Here is a 15,439-nt window from a genome sequence, read left to right as displayed (position 1 = left end):
GGGATGTGGGAATGGCCGTCCGTGGGCCGCTCGGGCCACGGCTTCGCCCTGAGCTTCCCGCTCTAGCTCGCTGCGCTCGCGGGCCGCTCGGGCCCGGGGCTCAGCCTCTAGCGGCGGCCGGTGAGTGTGAGGCGCAGCAGGTTGAGCGCCGAGATGGCGCTGTAGTCGGCGAGCCGCTCGCGGTCACCGGGCAGGCGGATCTCGTCGGCCTTGTCGCGGTGAGCGACCGCGGGAATGCTGCCCCGCACTGGCTGCGCCGAGATCGACACGGCCAGGAATGCCGTGCCGAAGGGATGCTCGGGCGTGGCTGCGTTGCGGTCTTCGATCGCCGTGACAGCGAGGCCCACGCTGGCGCCGGTGCGCAGGCGGGCCGCTCGGGCGAGCGCCTCGGCGCCGGCGGCCGACGCGAGCGGCGGAACGAGATCGTCGCCCATCGGCGACACCGTCGACGAGCCGGCATGCAGCAGGTACTCCGTCAGGTGCTCTGAGCGGGCCACGATGCCGCCCGCGAAAGTGCGCGGACCGGTCCCGCCGTCGGCCTGGCTGCTGTCGGCTGCGGATGCGAGCCCGGGATCGCCCAGCTTGGCTCCGCCCGGCGCCCGGCCGGCACGCATCGCCGCCTCTGCTGACGACAGACGGTTTGCCATGCGGCCACCGGTGATCGTCTCGGCAACTCCGAGCGTCAAGCCCAGCCGCCCCAGCTCAGCGAGCACTGCCGCTTCCATGTTGTCGTCGTCGTATGCGAAGACCAGGTCGCCCAGCAGCGGCTCGAGCACTGCCTGCTCGGCCTCAATCAGGCGCCACGCTTCGGCGGAGTCGGCACCCTTCGCGGTGATCCGCACCTTGATGCCCTCGATGCCGCTGGCCAGGAACGCCAGCGTCGGGTTGCCAGCCTCGTCGAGCTCGTCAATGCGGCCGGCCAGCATCTCGGCCAGACCCGATTCGCTCTGGCCCCACGTGCGCAGCACCCGGCTCTCGATGGTTGCGCTCACGCCGGCACGCCGCTGCAGGTCGCCCAGCACCGTGCCGTTCATCATCTCGCGCATCTCATACGGCACACCGGGCACCACGTACACCACGCGGTCGAGTACCTCTGCGCCTGCTGGCGGCTCAGCGTCGGGCGCGACGGCGCCGGCGCCCTGCACCCAGCGGATCGGCGCCACCAGGCCGGGCGCTGTGCCGGGCTGCTGCGGGATCGGCGACGCGCCGACGGGCACCATGGCCTGGCGCAAGTTGTTCTCGGGCATCGGGCGGCTGCGGCTGGCGAACATGGAGCGGATCCGCTCGGCAATGCGCTCGTCGAGCACTAGCTCGACACCCATCACCGACGCCAGCACCTCACGGGTGATGTCATCTTGGGTGGGCCCCAAGCCACCGCACACGATGACGGCGTCGCTGCGGTCGAGCGCCAGCCGGAACGCATCCTCGATGCGATCCCAGTTGTCCCCCACCTTCGTCTGGTAGTGGCTGTCGATGCCGGCCAGGGCGAGCTGCTCGCCCATCCACGAGGAGTTCGTGTCGACGATCTGGCCCAGCAGCAGCTCGGTTCCCACAGCGACGATCTCTGTCTTCACAAGCCGTGACCCTAGGGGCAGAGGATGGCGCGGTTCAGCCGGAAGTGTCGTCGCCGAGCTGCGCGGCCGCCACGCCACGAGCCGACCGCAGGTACGACCAGCCGGTCCACGCAGTGAGCGCCACCGCCAGCCACAGCGTGAGCGTGGCCACCCAGTGGGCGTTCATGGCCAGCGGCGGCATGACGGCGAAGCCGATGGCCCACAGCTGGACAAACGTCTTCCACTTGGCGAGCTTGGTGGCGGGCACCGTGATGCCCTGGCGGCCGGCGCGCGACCGGTAGGCGCTGATCAGCAACTCCCGTGCCGCGATGACGATCACCGGAACAGCGTGGAACTGGCCATTCCACACGAGCGCCGCCATGCCGCCGAGCACCAGCACCTTGTCGGCCAGCGGGTCCAGAAACGCGCCTGCACGGGTCGTGCCGTGTCGACGGGCCAGCCAGCCGTCGAGGTAGTCGGTCATGGCGACGGCGAAACCGACGGCGAACGTCAGCCATCGTGCCTCGTCGGCACGCACGATCATCCAGATGAAGACTGGCGAGGCCGCAATCCGGGCGACCGTCACCAGATTGGCCGGCGTCGCCAGCGCCGTCGGCCCGAATGCCGGGATGCCGTCGTCTCCCTGCGTCGCACCCATCGCCTGCGACCCTACGCGAGCCGATCAGCAGGCACTTCCTGAGCCAAGCACCACAGTCCACGTAGTATCGGCACGTGGCGTTGCGGACGGTCTCTGGAAACGGCGACGCTGCCACCGGTGGCCAGTCGAACGCTGGCTTGCGCCCCGGTCAACAGATCCTGAGCGCCGCAGAAGCCGTCGAGCGCATGGCCGCTCGACGCCAGGGCAAGCGCGGCTGCTACGCCATGTTCAGCTCCTACCTAGGCGGTGTCGTCACCGATCCCACCGTCATGACGGTGCCGCTCGACGATCACATGGTTCACCGAGGCCACGGCGTGTTCGACACCTGCTCGCTGGTGAACGGCCGGCTGTACCGGCTCGGCATCCACATCGACCGGCTGCTTGCGAGCGCGGCGGGCGCCCGCCTCCAGATCCCGTGGTCACGCGACGAGCTCATCCAGATGGTCGCCGACACCGCAGCAGCCTCGGGCGCCCGCAATGCCATCGTCCGCTACTGGCTGACGGCCGGCCCAGGCGGGTTCTCGTTCATGCCCGCCGAGTGCGAGGAGCCGTGCTTCTACTGCGTCGTGCTCGATCCCATGAGCTTCGGCGATGGAGGCTTCGACCCAATGCGGGACGGCTTCCGCGAAGCAACGGTGCGCGAGACGCCCCAAAAGCCGCCGCTGCTGGCCCAGATCAAGTCGAACAACTACCTGCTGAACGTCCTGACCCACCTCGAGGCGGCGGACGGCGGCGGGATGTTCGGCATCATTGTGGACGACGACGGCTTCATCGCCGAAGCCTGTGTGCTGAACGTGTGCAGCGTGAGCCACGACGGCGTGTTCGTGACTCCGCCGTTCGAGGGCATCCTGCACGGCACCACCATGCGGCGCCTGCTGGATCTGGCCCGGGGGCCGCTCAGCGACGAAGGGCTGCTGCGCGGCGTGGAACAGCGCCCGCTGCGGGCTGACGAGGCGCGAGCGGGCGCTGAGGTCATAATGTCCGGGGGCGACACCCACGTCTTCCCGGTCGTGGAGTGGGACGGCGCCCCAATCGGCAACGGCGCGGTCGGCCCCGTGGCGAAGCGCCTGCACGATCTCATCACCGCCGAGACCGAAGCAGGCGACGGCTCACCCGACGATTTCATCGAAGTCGATTACGCGCTGTGAATGAGGGGCTCAGGCAGTCCCTGAGCCGAGCTGCGTCTCACTACGCGCGTCGATCACGCAGCGGGCGCCGCTGTCGAAGACGTATCAGCGAATCGTTCTACCTCGACTGACGCCAGTCGCTCACGGGCGTCCCAGAGGTCGTAGGCCATCTGCATGCGAAGCCAAGTCTCGGGCGTTGAACCGAACGCAGCGGACAACCGGCATGCCATCTCGGTCGACACGCCGCTGCGCCCGTTCACGAGACTCGACAGCGCCTGCCGCGTCACACCTAGGCCATGCGCAGCCCGCTTCACGGTGAGCCCCAACGGCTCAAGACACTCCCACTTGACGATCTCGCCGGGATGGGGCGGATTCTGCATCGGCATGACTGGCTCCTCAGTGATAGTCGACATAGTTCACGTCAGCCGCGTGTCCGTCCTCGAATCGAAACGTCACTCGCCAGTTGCCCGATACCGAGACCGCATAGTGGCCCTTGAGATCGCCGCTCAGCGCATGCAGCCGAAATCCTGGAAGGTCCATGTCTCTCGGTTGGGTGCTGTGGTCGAGGACCCCGAGTATGCGGGTCAGCTTGCGAGTGTGTTCGGGGTTCACTCCTTTGGGCTGGCGTCCCGCATAGAGAGCCCGGAGGCCTCGATGCCGGAACGAACGGATCACCCCGTCAGCCTAGTGCGACAAGCGTCACTTGTCGCATGACATTTGGCAAGAAACCACGCGCTGAGCTGTCCGGTGGTTGTGACATGGCCGTCCTAGGGTGCGCTCGTGGACGCTGCCACCGATCTTGCCCGTGCCCCAGCGGACTTCCGGCGGCTCGATCCACGTCCTGACGCTTCGCGAGACCCTGCTCAGGTGCCCATCACAGTCATAGGCCGCGACGGGCTCGGCGACTTCGTCGACGCGCTCCGCGCATCCACAGCCCGTGCAATGGACACCGAGACCGATTTCGAGCCGCGCGAAGCGGAGACGCGCAGCCACGTGCCGAAGCTGCGGGTGATCTCCGCCGCAACTCGCGCTCGCGACGGAACCGAACGTGCGTGGGTCGTCGACGTCGGCGGGCACGACCTCGTGGAGCTGGCGATGGCGCTGCATGAGGGTCTCCGGGTGCCGGATCTGGCATCGGACGCCTGGAACGCGACGTTTGACGATCGGGTCATCGACACGCATCTCATGGAGCCGGCAGCAGCTGCGGGTGCGGCGGTCGGGTCACTGCGCTGGTGGGATGCGCAGCTGGCCGATGCGCTGCTGCATCAAGGGCTGACCGGGTTCAGCTTCTTCCACGGGCTCGCCTGGGCGGCCGAGCGCTACCTGGGCCTGAGCGTCGAGGGCAAGGCCACGACGCAGTTTTCCTTCGGGGCCAATGGGCCGCTGAGTGACCGCCAAGTTGCCTATGCCGCCGCCGACGCTGTGGAGACCCTGTGGGTGTCGACGGTGCTGCGCGAGCGTCTGGCCGAGGCTGGTCTGGAGGAGGTGTGCCGGCTCGAGCAGGATGCCCGTCCCTTTCTCGACCGCATGGAGCGCGCTGGTTTGCCATTCGACGTCGACGGCTGGGAAGCCGAATTGGCCGAGTTGGCGGAACGGCGAACCGACGTGCTCACTCATCTGGCCGAGCTGACCGGCGGCGGTCAAGGCGACCTCTTCGGCGGCGGCCTCGAACCCAGCTGGAACCCCGACAGCGAGCAGCAGGCACGCGGCGTGCTGAACCGCTTCGCTGCCGACGAGGTGGAGGCTTGGACGACCAAGACCGACGGCCACGCCCGGCCGCTGGCGCCGACTGACTCGCTCGGCGCATCGGTACTGGCGGGTATCGGCGGCGAACTCTGCAGCGCTCTGCTGGCCTACCGCGATCTGTCCAAGACGTTGAGCACCTATGGGCACACGATGGCCGAGCACTTGTGGGCCGACGGCCGACTGCACCCGGAGTACTTGCAGGTAGTGGGCACCAATACGGGCCGGCTGGCCAGCCGCAACCCGAATGCGCAGAACTTCACCCCACGGCTGAAGCCCTACATGAAACCCCCGCCAAGTCGGGTGTTCGTGTATTCCGACCTGAGCCAAGCCGAACTGCGCTTCGCCACCCAGCTCGCCAGCGACGAAGGCCTGCGGTCAGCGTTCGAGCAGGGTCTCGACATCCACACCGCCACCGCCGAGAGGATGTTCGGCGTGCAGCTCGACGGGCCCGCGGGACTGGCTGCGCTCGACCGGCCCCGCTACGAGGAGTTCCGCACCAAGGCCAAGCGCATCAATTTCGGGATTCTGTATGGCCAGCGCGGCGCCGGGCTGTCGCGAGGCTTGACCGATGCCGGCGTGCCTACGAGCCGGGCTGAGGCGGACGAGCTCATCGAGGCCTACCTCGACGCGTATCCGGGCATCGCGGCGTGGGTCGACGAACGGGACCGCTTCATCGGGCACTTCGCCGCGACGGAGCTCGATGCCGACTGGCAGCTCACGTTGCGGCTCGGGCAACTGTGGCCGCGCACCGACGAAGCACGGCGGGCGCTGAGGAACCAGCAGCGACGGCATCACAGCGCGGCAGAGGTGCACGACGCCGTCCTCGCCAACAGCAGCACTGCAGCTATCGACTCTGGACAGCTGCGGGGTGATGGCGACGCCTCGATCGGCGACGTCGATGTCGCCGAAGTTGCGTGGGCGCTGTCGTTCTCCGCGCCGGTCGTGGTGCGATCTGACGGTTCACCGCTGTCGTTCAGCTCCCGCACACCAGCAGGCCGCCGGCAGCAGTTCACCTTCTCGGTCGACTGGGTGCTCGGCGAAGCCGCAGCGGTGGTCGGCTGCTCGACAAAGCCTCGTCCCGCTGAGGTCTGGCGCCGGGTGCTGCAGCGATTCGAGCTTGCGCCCCCGGACCCTGCGAGCGCGGGGACACTGCGCCCAGCGGTCGAGAAGCTGCTCGAGCAACGGCACCTGCGGCGTGCCGTGGTGGACGAGGTCGGCGTCTCGATGGGTCTCGCCGACCAGCAGTTCCTGCTACAGCGAGCCCTGCACACTCGCGTCGGTCAGATGGCCAACGCCTACCGCAACGCACCTGTCCAAGGCGGTGTTGCCGATGTGATGCTCGACGCCTACGGCCGGCTGGCGAGTGTGCTGGCGCGCTATCCGTCGGCTGCTGCGGTGCAGACCGTCCACGACAGCGTGGTCGTCGAGTGCGACGAGTCCGAAGCCCGTGCCCTGGCCGTCGAGGTCAAACAGGCGCTCGAGGACGCAATGTCACGCTGGTGCCCCGACGTCCCCACCCGGGCCGACACCGACCTGCGCACGAGCCTGTCGGAAACCTCGATCCTCGAACAGATCGGCTAATCGGCCGACGCAGCGCACAGAGCCCGCATACGCACCGAGCTGGCCTGCTGCGCCTAGTGCGAAGTGGCCGGCTGGGGAGTCCGGCGGTCGCTCACGGCGGCCATCGAGTAGACGACCATGCTGAGCATGACGGCGATGCCCATGGTCAAGAACATGGTGCGCACGCCGGCCCATTCCGCCAGAGCGCCCAGCGGCGCTGCCGCCATGGCAAATGCTGCGAACGGCAACTGCACCAGCGATTGCACGCGCCCTTGGTAAGCCTCGTCAGTGGCACGCATGACGATCGTCTGAATGAGCGAGATGAACCCGACTGAGGCGGCGCCGATAGCCGCCGTGACCGCCAGCGCGATCACATAACTCGGAGCCCAGCTGAGCACGACGATCGACGCACCGAAGGCGAACCCCAAGCCGATCAGGATGGAGCCGGTGCCAGGCGAGTCGGCGCGCGATGCGAGCAAGATTGACGCGACCACAGCACCGATCGATGACGCCCCGGAAATGAACCCGACCTGCCTGTCGCCGAGGCCGAATACGCCTTCGACCAGCGCTGGCTGAAAGGCGACATAGCTGAAGCCGAACATGATCACGATGATCGACGTCACGATCGGTCGACGAAGCTCCGGTCGGCTCATGGCGTAGCGGATGCCTTCGCGGATCTCGGCCAGAGGACTGCTGCGCGCGTGGCGCACCGGTCGGGCGTCATCGCTGGAGCCGGCAACAGATCGTTTCGTCTCCGGCAACGGCATCAGCAGCACGTAGCTCAGCGTCGCGATAGCTGCCGAGACGAAATAGGCGCCGGCGAGTCCGAACAGCGCCCACCCGGCCAGCAGCCCGGCGCCGGTTGGGGCGATGACGCGGCTGCCGCTGAGCGACAGCGACGAGAGCGTGATCGCGTTGCCCAGCCGCTCGCGCCCGACGAGTTCGGTCGTCATCGAGATGCGAGCAGGGCCGATCAGGCCAAACATGAGGCCCTGCAGTGCACTGGACACGAGCAGCATCCAGTAGTGGATGACATCGGTGGCTAGCGCCAAGCCCATACCGACTGATCCGAGCAGCAGCACCATCTGGCCGAACAGCATCAGCCGCCGCTTCGAGAGTCGATCCGCCGCTACGCCGCCGAAGAGCGTCGAAATGCCGAGCGCGAGGCCGAAGCAGAAAAAGACGATGCCCAGCGCGCCTTCGCTCTTGGTGAGGTCCCAGGCCAGCAGCGCACGCAGCAGGAACTGCATCTGGATGCTCATGAAGGAGAACAGGCCGCTCAGCCACAGAAGCCGGAACCCAGGCACCCCCAGCGCAGCGAACGTCGCAGTGCGCTCGCTCTTCATAACGGTGGACCCTCCGACATGCCGAATGCCGACGCTAGCTTCGATCCGGCGCCCACGACTTGGAGGACAGCAAGATGCCGCGTCTCGATCTCACCGGAGCTTCAGCCATCGTGACCGGCGGAGCGTCGGGCATCGGCGAGGCCAGCGCCCGCCAGCTTGCCGATGCCCGAGCCCATGTGGTCATCGCCGACCTGCAGGACGACCTCGGTGCCGAAGTGGCATCGTCAGTCGGCGGGCTGTTCGTGCGCTGCAACGTCACCGACGTCAACGATGCCCGCGATGCAGTGGATGCGGCATCGGAGATGGGTCCGCTTCGTGCGCTGGTCAACTCGGCCGGGCTGGGCCGTGCCGGCCGCACCATCGACCGCAACAACGTGCCGATGGACCTCGAACAGTTCCGGTTCGTGATCAACGTGAACCTGATCGGTTCGTTCAACATGCTCGCCCAGGCGGCGTCCGCGATGGCCAAGACCGAGCCCGTCGACGAAGACGGCTCCCGGGGGGCCGTGGTCAACATGGCGTCGGTCGCGGCCTTCGACGGCCAGATCGGCCAGGCGGCGTATTCGGCCTCCAAAGGCGGCGTCGTGGGTATGACCCTGCCCGTCGCCCGGGACCTGTCCGCCACCGGCATCCGTGTCAACACGATCGCGCCGGGCCTTATCGACACGCCGATCTACGGCGAGGGCGAGCAGTCAGATCAGTTCAAGGCGCACCTGGGCCAGAGCGTGCTGTTCCCGAAGCGGCTCGGCTCTGCTGAGGAGCTGGCGTTCATGGTGATGGAGTGCATCACCAACCCCTACATGAACGGCGAGGTCATCCGGGTCGACGGCGGCATCCGGATGCCCCCGCGCTGATCGGCACCGTCACTCCAGATTCTCAGCCAGTCGCGTCCGCCAGGAACTCAGCGATGACGTCGTTGAAGGTCTCAGGTTGCTCCTGGTTGGCGAGGTGGCCAGCGTCAGCGATCTCCACGTAGCGAGCGCCCTCAATTCCCTCCGCAAGCCGCTGTGACGTGCGGGGCGGGGTGACCTCGTCGTGCTCGCCCACCACCACCAATGTCGGTGCAGCGATGCGCCCGAGGTCCGGATAGTGGTTCGACTCCGCCATCGAGTCGCAGGCCCACTGGTAGCAGGGCATGCGGATCGACGGGATCATTATGTCGGCAACGTGAGCCCGCAGTTCGTCGGAGGCGTCAGGGCCGACGAGCCGCTGTGCCCGGGCCGCGGCGAAGCCCTCGGGTCCGAGGTCGACAAAATCGACTGCCCGGGCGCGCATGGCTTCGGCCTGCTCGGACTTCGTGCCGGCACCGGCACTGGAGTCGGCGAGCACGAGCGCAGAGACCAGCTCAGGGTGCCGCAGGACCAGCCGGGTCGCCGTGACGCCGCCCCACGAGACGCCGAGAACGGCGACAGGGTCGTCTGACTCAGCTGTGATCAGCGACGCCGCTGCATCAGCCCAGCCGTCGATGCCGGGAGCGGCGGCGGGATCGGCCGAATAGCGGTAGCCGGGAGCGTCCCACGCCACCAGCCGCGTCCCCAGCCGCTCGGCGAGCGGGCGCTGACCCAGGAAGGCATCTGCGCACGAGCCGATGCCGTGCAGGCACAGCAGCACCGGTGCGTCATGCGCACCGTAGGACCAGCGGAAGACGTTGCTCATGACCTCAGTCTGGCCGGTTTCGTGTCAGCGTCGGCGGTCGTCCGGGCAGCAGCGCCAGCCGTTCGCTTGTACCTCGCAAATCGGCCGCACATACCTCCGCCGACGCTCGGCCACCGTCCAACGGCAATCCGTCAACCGCCGAGACGCACCTGAGCCAGCGGCGTCGGGACGCCAGCAACAGGGGCACGAGTGCGGAAGATGCAACCCCCGCCCGACGTGCCGCCGCCGTCCGAGGCTCCGCCAGTCACGATGTAGAGATCACACATGTCGGCGCCACCGAAGCAAACGCTGGTGACGAACTGATCCGGAACCGGAACGGCGAGATCGGGCTCGCCGTCGGGTGTGTAGCGCTGTACCCGTGCCCCTTCGGCCAGCGCGACCCACACGCCTCCTTCGACGTCCACGGCCAAGCCGTCGGGCACCTTGCCTTCCCGCACAAACTCCCGGCGGTTGGTCACCGCATCGCCGTCCACGTCCGACACCCACACCCTGCCGGGAAGGCTGTCGGAGTGGTACAGCCGAGTGCCATCAGGCGAGAAGCCGATGCCGTTCGTAAGGCGGACCTCGCCATACACCTCGTCGGCCGAGCCGTCAAGGTTGATGCGGTACAGCTCGCCGGGCACGTCGGCGGCCGACTCGTCGAACGGATTGCGCCGCAGCGAGCCGACATACACGCGCCCCAACGAATCGGTGTGCATGTCGTTGAAACCGGCAACATCGGGAGCGAACAGCACTTCCGAGCCAGCGTCGGTGACGTGCTGGATGTTGCGACCGCTCACCACCACACCGCCGTCGGCGTGCAGCACCATGCCGCCCACGCCCCGGCGCTTCGGGACCACGATCTCGATCTCGCCATCGGGCCGCCTGCGGCGCACGCCGCCGTTGGGCACGTCGGAGAAATAGAAGTTGTCATGCTCGTCCACCCGGGGGCCTTCGATCAGGCCCCATCCCGAACTCAGCAACTCCAACTCGAATTCAGCGCTCATGTCTCTTCCCCCTGGCACCGACGGGCAGGCACAAGTCACGCCAGCCGCAGTGTGGGGACCATAACGAACGCAAGACCGCAGCGACGGGGCTTGCTCAGCTGGACGGGCTGAATTGGATCGGCACGGGCCAGACCGTGCGAGCGAGCAGGCCTCGCAGCAACCGCAGTGCCGGAACTCAGAACATCGGGCCGTGCATCATCTCGGCGCCGAAGAGTCTCAAATCTCCAGGCTCCCTGTCGCACCCCCTCGCTACTCTGCGGCCGTGCGCATCCTGCATACTTCTGATTGGCACCTGGGCCGCAGCTTCCACGGCGCGCCACTTCTGCCAGAGCAAAGCGAAATTGTTGACCGACTGGTCGCCCTGACGTCTGATCGCGACATTGATCTGGTGCTGATCGCAGGGGACCTTTACGACCGAGCGATCCCGCCGTCCGATGCTGTGCGACTCTTGGACAATGCGCTGGTACGCCTGCGCGAAGCAGGCGCAAGCATCGTTGCCATAACAGGCAACCACGACTCGCCGAGCCGGGTCGCAGTCGCCGACCGGATCCTGGAAAGGGCGGGCGTCGCCATACGCGGTGATGTCTCTCGGTGCATCCAGCCGCTGCAATTCGATCCCGACGACGGCGGATCGCCGGTCAGCATCTTTCCGGTGCCGTACCTCGAGCCGTCGCTGGCCCGCCCAGTCCTCGACCAGCTTGACCGAGACACAGACACGGCCGACACAGGGGGACCTCACGACGTCAGCCGCCACGACCACACCATCGCGCCGTCACCAGGGCACCAGACTCCCGAGATCGAGGAGTTCCAGCGTGCGGGTCATCGCCGCGTCAGTCACCACGACGTCACGAAACTCGCCACAAAGCTGATCCGCCGGACGGCAACCGCCTCGGGTCCCACACGCACGATCGTCGTGGCGCACACGTTCGTTGACCGCGGAACGCCCAGCGAGTCCGAACGCGACCTCAGCATCGGCAATATCGACAAGGTGGGCTTGGACGTGTTCGGAGGGTTCGACTACGTGGCATTGGGGCACCTGCACCGCAGCCAAGCCTTCAACGACGGCCGCGTCGCGTACTCCGGCAGCCCGCTTCCCTACTCGTTCTCCGAGGAGAATGACACCAAGTCAGTGCGCATCATCGAGATGAACACCGAGGGCCAATGCAGTACCGAAGTCGTCCCGCTGGGGGTAGGTCGCCCGCTGCGAACATTGCGCGGCCGGCTCGACGACCTGCTCAACAGTCCCGAATTCAGCGGTGCCCGTGGTGCTCGGGTCCGAGTGCGCCTCACCGACCCCGAATTGCCTCTGCAGGCGATGGCGCAGATACAGCGGCGCTTCCCGCACGCAGCGGTGCTTGAACACGTACCCGAAGGTCGCAAGTCCCCCGACGGCGGTGACGTGGCAGAGGCTGTGGCGAACTCCGACAACCCGCTCGAGCTCGCACTGCGATTCTGGGCAGACCAGCACGGGGTCGAGGCCTCGGAGGCCCAGCAAGTCGTGCTGGCATCCGCGATCCACGCGGCAACCGGCGAGAGCGACGAATGAGGCCGCACCGGCTCGCGTTCTCCGCCCTGGGTCCTTACCCAGGCGATGTGGAAGTCGACTTCGACCGGCTGGTTGACGATGGGCTCTTCTTGATCTGGGGTCCCACCGGCGCCGGCAAAACGTTCCTGCTCGACGCATTGTGCTTCGCGTTGTATGGCGAGGTGCCCGGCGAGCGCCGCCATGACACCCTCCGGTCCGACCACGCACCACCCGACGCGTCGCCCTGTGTGGATCTCGAGTTCACGGCACACGACGCACGCTGGCGCATCAGTCGCAGCCCATGGCACGAACGCGCCAAGAAGATCGGAGAGGGGACTACCAAGGTCCAGCCCAAGGCCAGGCTTGAACGGCAGGAGGGCGATGGCTGGCAGCCGGTGGCTCAGAAGCTGACGGAAGTCAACGACGAGGTCACCGAACTGATCGGCCTCACCGCCTCGCAGTTCCAGCAGGTCGTCCTCCTTCCACAAGGGCGATTCGAGAAGGTGCTTCGATCCAAATCCGAAGACCGCGAGAAGCTGCTGCGCACGCTGTTCGACACGTCGATCTTCGCGTCGGCCGCCAACTGGCTGGACGACGAAGCCAAGCAACGTCAAGAAGAGGCAGCGAACTTCGAACAGGAACTCCTCGACCTCCGCAGCCGGGCCACTGACAGATGGAGGGAAGTGTGCCCAACAGCCCAAGACACAGACCTGCTCGGCACGCCCACCGATACAGGCGATACGACAGTCCGGGAAGCACTCGTCGATGCGGACGCAGCTTCGGACGGGACCAACGAATCCTGGCCCGCCAATCAGGCCCAGTTCGATGATGTCGCCGGACAATCCCGTGCACTCGTCGGCCAAACCGCCATCGCCGAGACATCCGCCGAAGACCAACTCAGGTTTGCTCGTGACGCCGACGAGGCGACCAGACGAGTTGCCGAGCTGTGGGATCAGCGAATGGTCCTTCTGCAGCACCGCGAGGAACTCAACGCGGCCACAGTCGGAATCGCAACCGATGAGGCAGCCCTGGAACTCGCGAACGCTGCCGAGGTCATGCGGCCCTTGCTCGACGGCGAACAAAGCAGCCGAATACAACTCCAACAACTAGCCTCCAAACTCTCGGAACGGCACGCCGAACTGCATGAGAATTGGGCCAGCGCGCCGAGCACTCCCGACGGTGTCGCCGTTCCAGCCAGCGACGACCCGGCGCTGCAAGATCGGCTTGCCTCGATGAGCAAGTCGCTGGCCAGCCATCGGGCCCAGCTCGACAAGTTGGCCGAATACGCCAAGCGAGCGAGCGAGCGGGAATCTGATGCTGCAGATCAACGGACACTGGCTACCCGCCAGCGCGAGATTCAGAGGGAACAGGACGAAGCCGCTCGTGAGCTCGAGCAGCAATGTGCCGATGCCGAAGCGAAACTCCGCGAGGCTGAGTCAGCCGTTGACCAGACTCCGGCGCTGAGAGCGGCCGCCGAACATGCGCGAAAGCGTTCTGAGGCGGCGACTGAACTTCAGTCTCTGGAACCTCAACATCGCACTGCGACAGAAGCAGTGCAGAACGCCAAGCAAGCAGCACTCGATCGCCGGGAGCAAGAACTCGATCTGCGAGCGCGATACCTCGAAGGCATCGCTGCTGTCCTCGCAAGCAAGCTCGAAGACTCGGTGCCCTGCCCGGTGTGCGGTTCCACAGACCACCCGGAACCAGCCGAACCGGCCGCTGATGCCGTGCGGATCGAAGAAGTCGAAGCAGCAGAGGCCGAGACCCGTGCTGCCATCGACTCGGAAGCTCAGGCGCAAGAGGCACTCCGGAGGATTGAGTCCCTGCGTGACGAAGCACGCGGACGAGCCGGCGACATGGCTGACACCCCAGACGCTGCGGCCAAGCAGGCAGCGAGCGCTGCCAGTGAACTAGAGGACGCCCTCTCGCTGGGCGAGCGCGTCGACGAATTCCAGAAAGAGGTCGCAACCCACAAGAGCGCCGCCTCTGACGCCAAAGAAGATGCCAAGCAGGCTGAGATTGATGCGAATGCCGCTGATGTGAGTGCTAGCGCTGCTGATCGCGAGGCGACCAGATTGCGAGTCGCCATCCACAATGAGATCGGCGAGATCGACCCGCGTGCCGCTGCCGCCGATGTCGAAACCGTCGAGTCATCTCTTGGCAACGTGCAACAAGCGGCCCAAGATCGTGACGGGGCTTGCGCTGCGCTTGTCGCGTTGGCCGACTCGCTCGATGCCCAGCTGAAGGATTCTTGCTTCGCAACGGTCGCGGAAGCCCGTTCAGCGCTACGCGGCGAGTCCGAGCGCATGGAACTTCGCGAAAGAGTGGACCACCACAAACAAGAGACCTACAACACCGAGCGTGATCTGGGCGCTGAAGAGATGCAGGGACTCCCTGATGAGCGTCCGGACACCGCAGCGGCGCAGGCCGCAGTTGACAGCGCCGAACAGCAGGCCAACTCTGCACGAGACCAACACACCCGCGCCGAGGATGCCTACAAGGCGATCAACGATTGGGCTGACAAACATCGGAACACGACCACGAAGCACAACGAAGCCGTCGAGGACGCCAACAGCTGGTCCGCCGTCGCGGACCGCTGCAACGGGCGGCTACCGCCAAGGGTGTCGCTGCAGCGCTGGGTGCTGTCGGCCTACTTGGAGCAGATCTGCGCGTTCGCCAACCGGCGACTCAGTTCGATGACTGGTGGTCGGTACCGACTCGGCGTGTACCGCGAGAGCGAGCGGCGGGGCACCCAAGCCGGCCTCGGTTTGCGTGTCCACGACACCTTTACGGGAGCAGAGCGCGAAGTATCAACGCTCTCCGGCGGTGAGACCTTCCAGGCATCGCTGTCACTCGCGCTCGGCGTGGCCGATGTGGTCACTCAGCGCAGCGGCGGTGTGCATCTCGAAGTTCTCTTCGTCGATGAAGGCTTCGGGACCCTCGACAGCGAAGCTCTACAGCTCGCCATGGACCAGCTGGACCAATTGCGTGAGGGCGGTCGTGCCGTCGGCCTCATCAGTCACGTCTCAGAGTTGCGCGAACGCATCCGCACTGGCATCCAGGTCCACCCAACGGATAAGGGATCGGCAATCAGCGTCGGTGCAATCTCCGAGCTGTGACGTCGAGGTTCGACCTCCAGTTCTGCGCGGCTCACGCTTGCCCACCCACGGCGAGCACGCCGAGGTGATCCTCGGCAAGCCAGGCTGCTGCGACGACGAAGTAGTCCATTTGCGAACGGCCATCACCGTCTAGGTGCGACTCTCGCCGCAGCGTCCGGCTGGA

The 15,439-nt window shown here is 66.6% G+C and carries 12 protein-coding genes; 5 read left to right on the top strand and 7 right to left on the bottom strand.

The genetic code is table 11. The annotated features are described in order from the left end of the window. Window positions 1–107: 107 nt before the first annotated feature. Together ACOGXD_RS11110 and pgsA are read right to left on the bottom strand one after the other, a co-directional pair. A complete protein-coding gene (locus ACOGXD_RS11110) occupies window positions 108–1,574 on the bottom strand; it encodes a molybdopterin-binding protein (RefSeq protein ID WP_419915106.1) in 1,467 nt (488 codons plus the stop codon). Window positions 1,575–1,608: 34 nt separating this feature from the next. Then, the gene (pgsA, locus tag ACOGXD_RS11105; RefSeq protein ID WP_419915104.1) at window positions 1,609–2,211 is read right to left on the bottom strand and encodes a CDP-diacylglycerol--glycerol-3-phosphate 3-phosphatidyltransferase; all 603 of its coding nucleotides are present in this window, start codon (window positions 2,209–2,211) and stop codon (window positions 1,609–1,611) included. Between the two features lie 74 nt (window positions 2,212–2,285). Here pgsA and ACOGXD_RS11100 point away from each other — a divergent pair, with 74 nt between their 5' ends. Then, window positions 2,286–3,359: an aminotransferase class IV gene (locus ACOGXD_RS11100; protein ID WP_419915102.1), complete on the top strand. Its 1,074-nt coding sequence runs from the start codon at window positions 2,286–2,288 to the stop codon at window positions 3,357–3,359. Between the two features lie 53 nt (window positions 3,360–3,412). Here ACOGXD_RS11100 and ACOGXD_RS11095 read toward each other — a convergent pair whose 3' ends face one another. Both ACOGXD_RS11095 and ACOGXD_RS11090 read right to left on the bottom strand, forming a co-directional pair. Beyond that, window positions 3,413–3,724 carry a HigA family addiction module antitoxin gene (locus ACOGXD_RS11095; protein WP_419854030.1) on the bottom strand — a complete coding sequence of 104 codons (312 nt, stop codon included), beginning with the start codon at window positions 3,722–3,724 and terminating at the stop codon, window positions 3,413–3,415. Window positions 3,725–3,734: 10 nt separating this feature from the next. Further along, a complete protein-coding gene (locus ACOGXD_RS11090) occupies window positions 3,735–3,950 on the bottom strand; it encodes a type II toxin-antitoxin system RelE/ParE family toxin (RefSeq protein WP_419917396.1) in 216 nt (71 codons plus the stop codon). Between the two features lie 168 nt (window positions 3,951–4,118). Between ACOGXD_RS11090 and ACOGXD_RS11085 the strand changes: the two genes are divergently transcribed. Continuing rightward, window positions 4,119–6,665, top strand: coding sequence for a DNA polymerase (locus tag ACOGXD_RS11085; RefSeq protein WP_419915099.1), 2,547 nt, complete (start codon window positions 4,119–4,121; stop codon window positions 6,663–6,665). A 53-nt stretch (window positions 6,666–6,718) separates the two neighbouring features. On the opposite strand, the gene ACOGXD_RS11080 is transcribed toward ACOGXD_RS11085, so the two are convergent. Further along, window positions 6,719–7,990 (bottom strand): MFS transporter, encoded by a 1,272-nt coding sequence (locus ACOGXD_RS11080; protein ID WP_419915097.1) that lies wholly within the window; start codon window positions 7,988–7,990, stop codon window positions 6,719–6,721. A 74-nt stretch (window positions 7,991–8,064) separates the two neighbouring features. Between ACOGXD_RS11080 and ACOGXD_RS11075 the strand changes: the two genes are divergently transcribed. Beyond that, window positions 8,065–8,844: an SDR family NAD(P)-dependent oxidoreductase gene (locus ACOGXD_RS11075; RefSeq protein ID WP_419915095.1), complete on the top strand. Its 780-nt coding sequence runs from the start codon at window positions 8,065–8,067 to the stop codon at window positions 8,842–8,844. Between the two features lie 22 nt (window positions 8,845–8,866). Here the strand turns inward: ACOGXD_RS11075 and ACOGXD_RS11070 are convergent, their stop codons facing one another. Both ACOGXD_RS11070 and ACOGXD_RS11065 read right to left on the bottom strand, forming a co-directional pair. After that, entirely contained in the window at window positions 8,867–9,646 is a 780-nt protein-coding gene (locus tag ACOGXD_RS11070) for an alpha/beta fold hydrolase (protein ID WP_419915092.1), read from the bottom strand. 131 nt (window positions 9,647–9,777) lie between these two features. Then, window positions 9,778–10,632: an SMP-30/gluconolactonase/LRE family protein gene (locus ACOGXD_RS11065; RefSeq protein WP_419915091.1), complete on the bottom strand. Its 855-nt coding sequence runs from the start codon at window positions 10,630–10,632 to the stop codon at window positions 9,778–9,780. 262 nt (window positions 10,633–10,894) lie between these two features. Here ACOGXD_RS11065 and ACOGXD_RS11060 point away from each other — a divergent pair, with 262 nt between their 5' ends. Continuing rightward, window positions 10,895–12,178: an exonuclease SbcCD subunit D gene (locus ACOGXD_RS11060; RefSeq protein WP_419915089.1), complete on the top strand. Its 1,284-nt coding sequence runs from the start codon at window positions 10,895–10,897 to the stop codon at window positions 12,176–12,178. Beyond that, on the top strand, window positions 12,175–15,276 hold the full coding sequence (locus tag ACOGXD_RS11055; RefSeq protein ID WP_419915087.1) for an AAA family ATPase: 3,102 nt from the start codon (window positions 12,175–12,177) through the stop codon (window positions 15,274–15,276). Before ACOGXD_RS11060 ends, ACOGXD_RS11055 begins: the two co-directional genes overlap by 4 nt. The last annotated feature ends 163 nt before the right edge of the window (window positions 15,277–15,439 follow it).

This window comes from Candidatus Poriferisodalis sp. (genome assembly GCF_965204125.1).
Classification (GTDB): domain Bacteria; phylum Actinomycetota; class Acidimicrobiia; order Acidimicrobiales; family Poriferisodalaceae; genus Poriferisodalis.
The sequence above is the reverse complement of the archived record's forward strand: the minus strand, read 5'-3'. Positions and strand labels throughout refer to the sequence as shown.

Bases quoted from the DNA above. Each gene is read 5' to 3' on its own strand.
- ACOGXD_RS11080 (WP_419915097.1), bottom strand. From the start codon at position 7,990: ATGAAGAGCGAGCGCACTGCGACGTTCGCTGCGCTGGGGGTGCCTGGG.
- pgsA (WP_419915104.1), bottom strand. From the start codon at position 2,211: ATGGGTGCGACGCAGGGAGACGACGGCATCCCGGCATTCGGGCCGACG.
- ACOGXD_RS11065 (WP_419915091.1), bottom strand. From the start codon at position 10,632: ATGAGCGCTGAATTCGAGTTGGAGTTGCTGAGTTCGGGATGGGGCCTG.
- ACOGXD_RS11075 (WP_419915095.1), top strand. From the start codon at position 8,065: ATGCCGCGTCTCGATCTCACCGGAGCTTCAGCCATCGTGACCGGCGGA.
- ACOGXD_RS11055 (WP_419915087.1), top strand. From the start codon at position 12,175: ATGAGGCCGCACCGGCTCGCGTTCTCCGCCCTGGGTCCTTACCCAGGC.
- ACOGXD_RS11070 (WP_419915092.1), bottom strand. From the start codon at position 9,646: ATGAGCAACGTCTTCCGCTGGTCCTACGGTGCGCATGACGCACCGGTG.
- ACOGXD_RS11095 (WP_419854030.1), bottom strand. From the start codon at position 3,724: ATGCCGATGCAGAATCCGCCCCATCCCGGCGAGATCGTCAAGTGGGAG.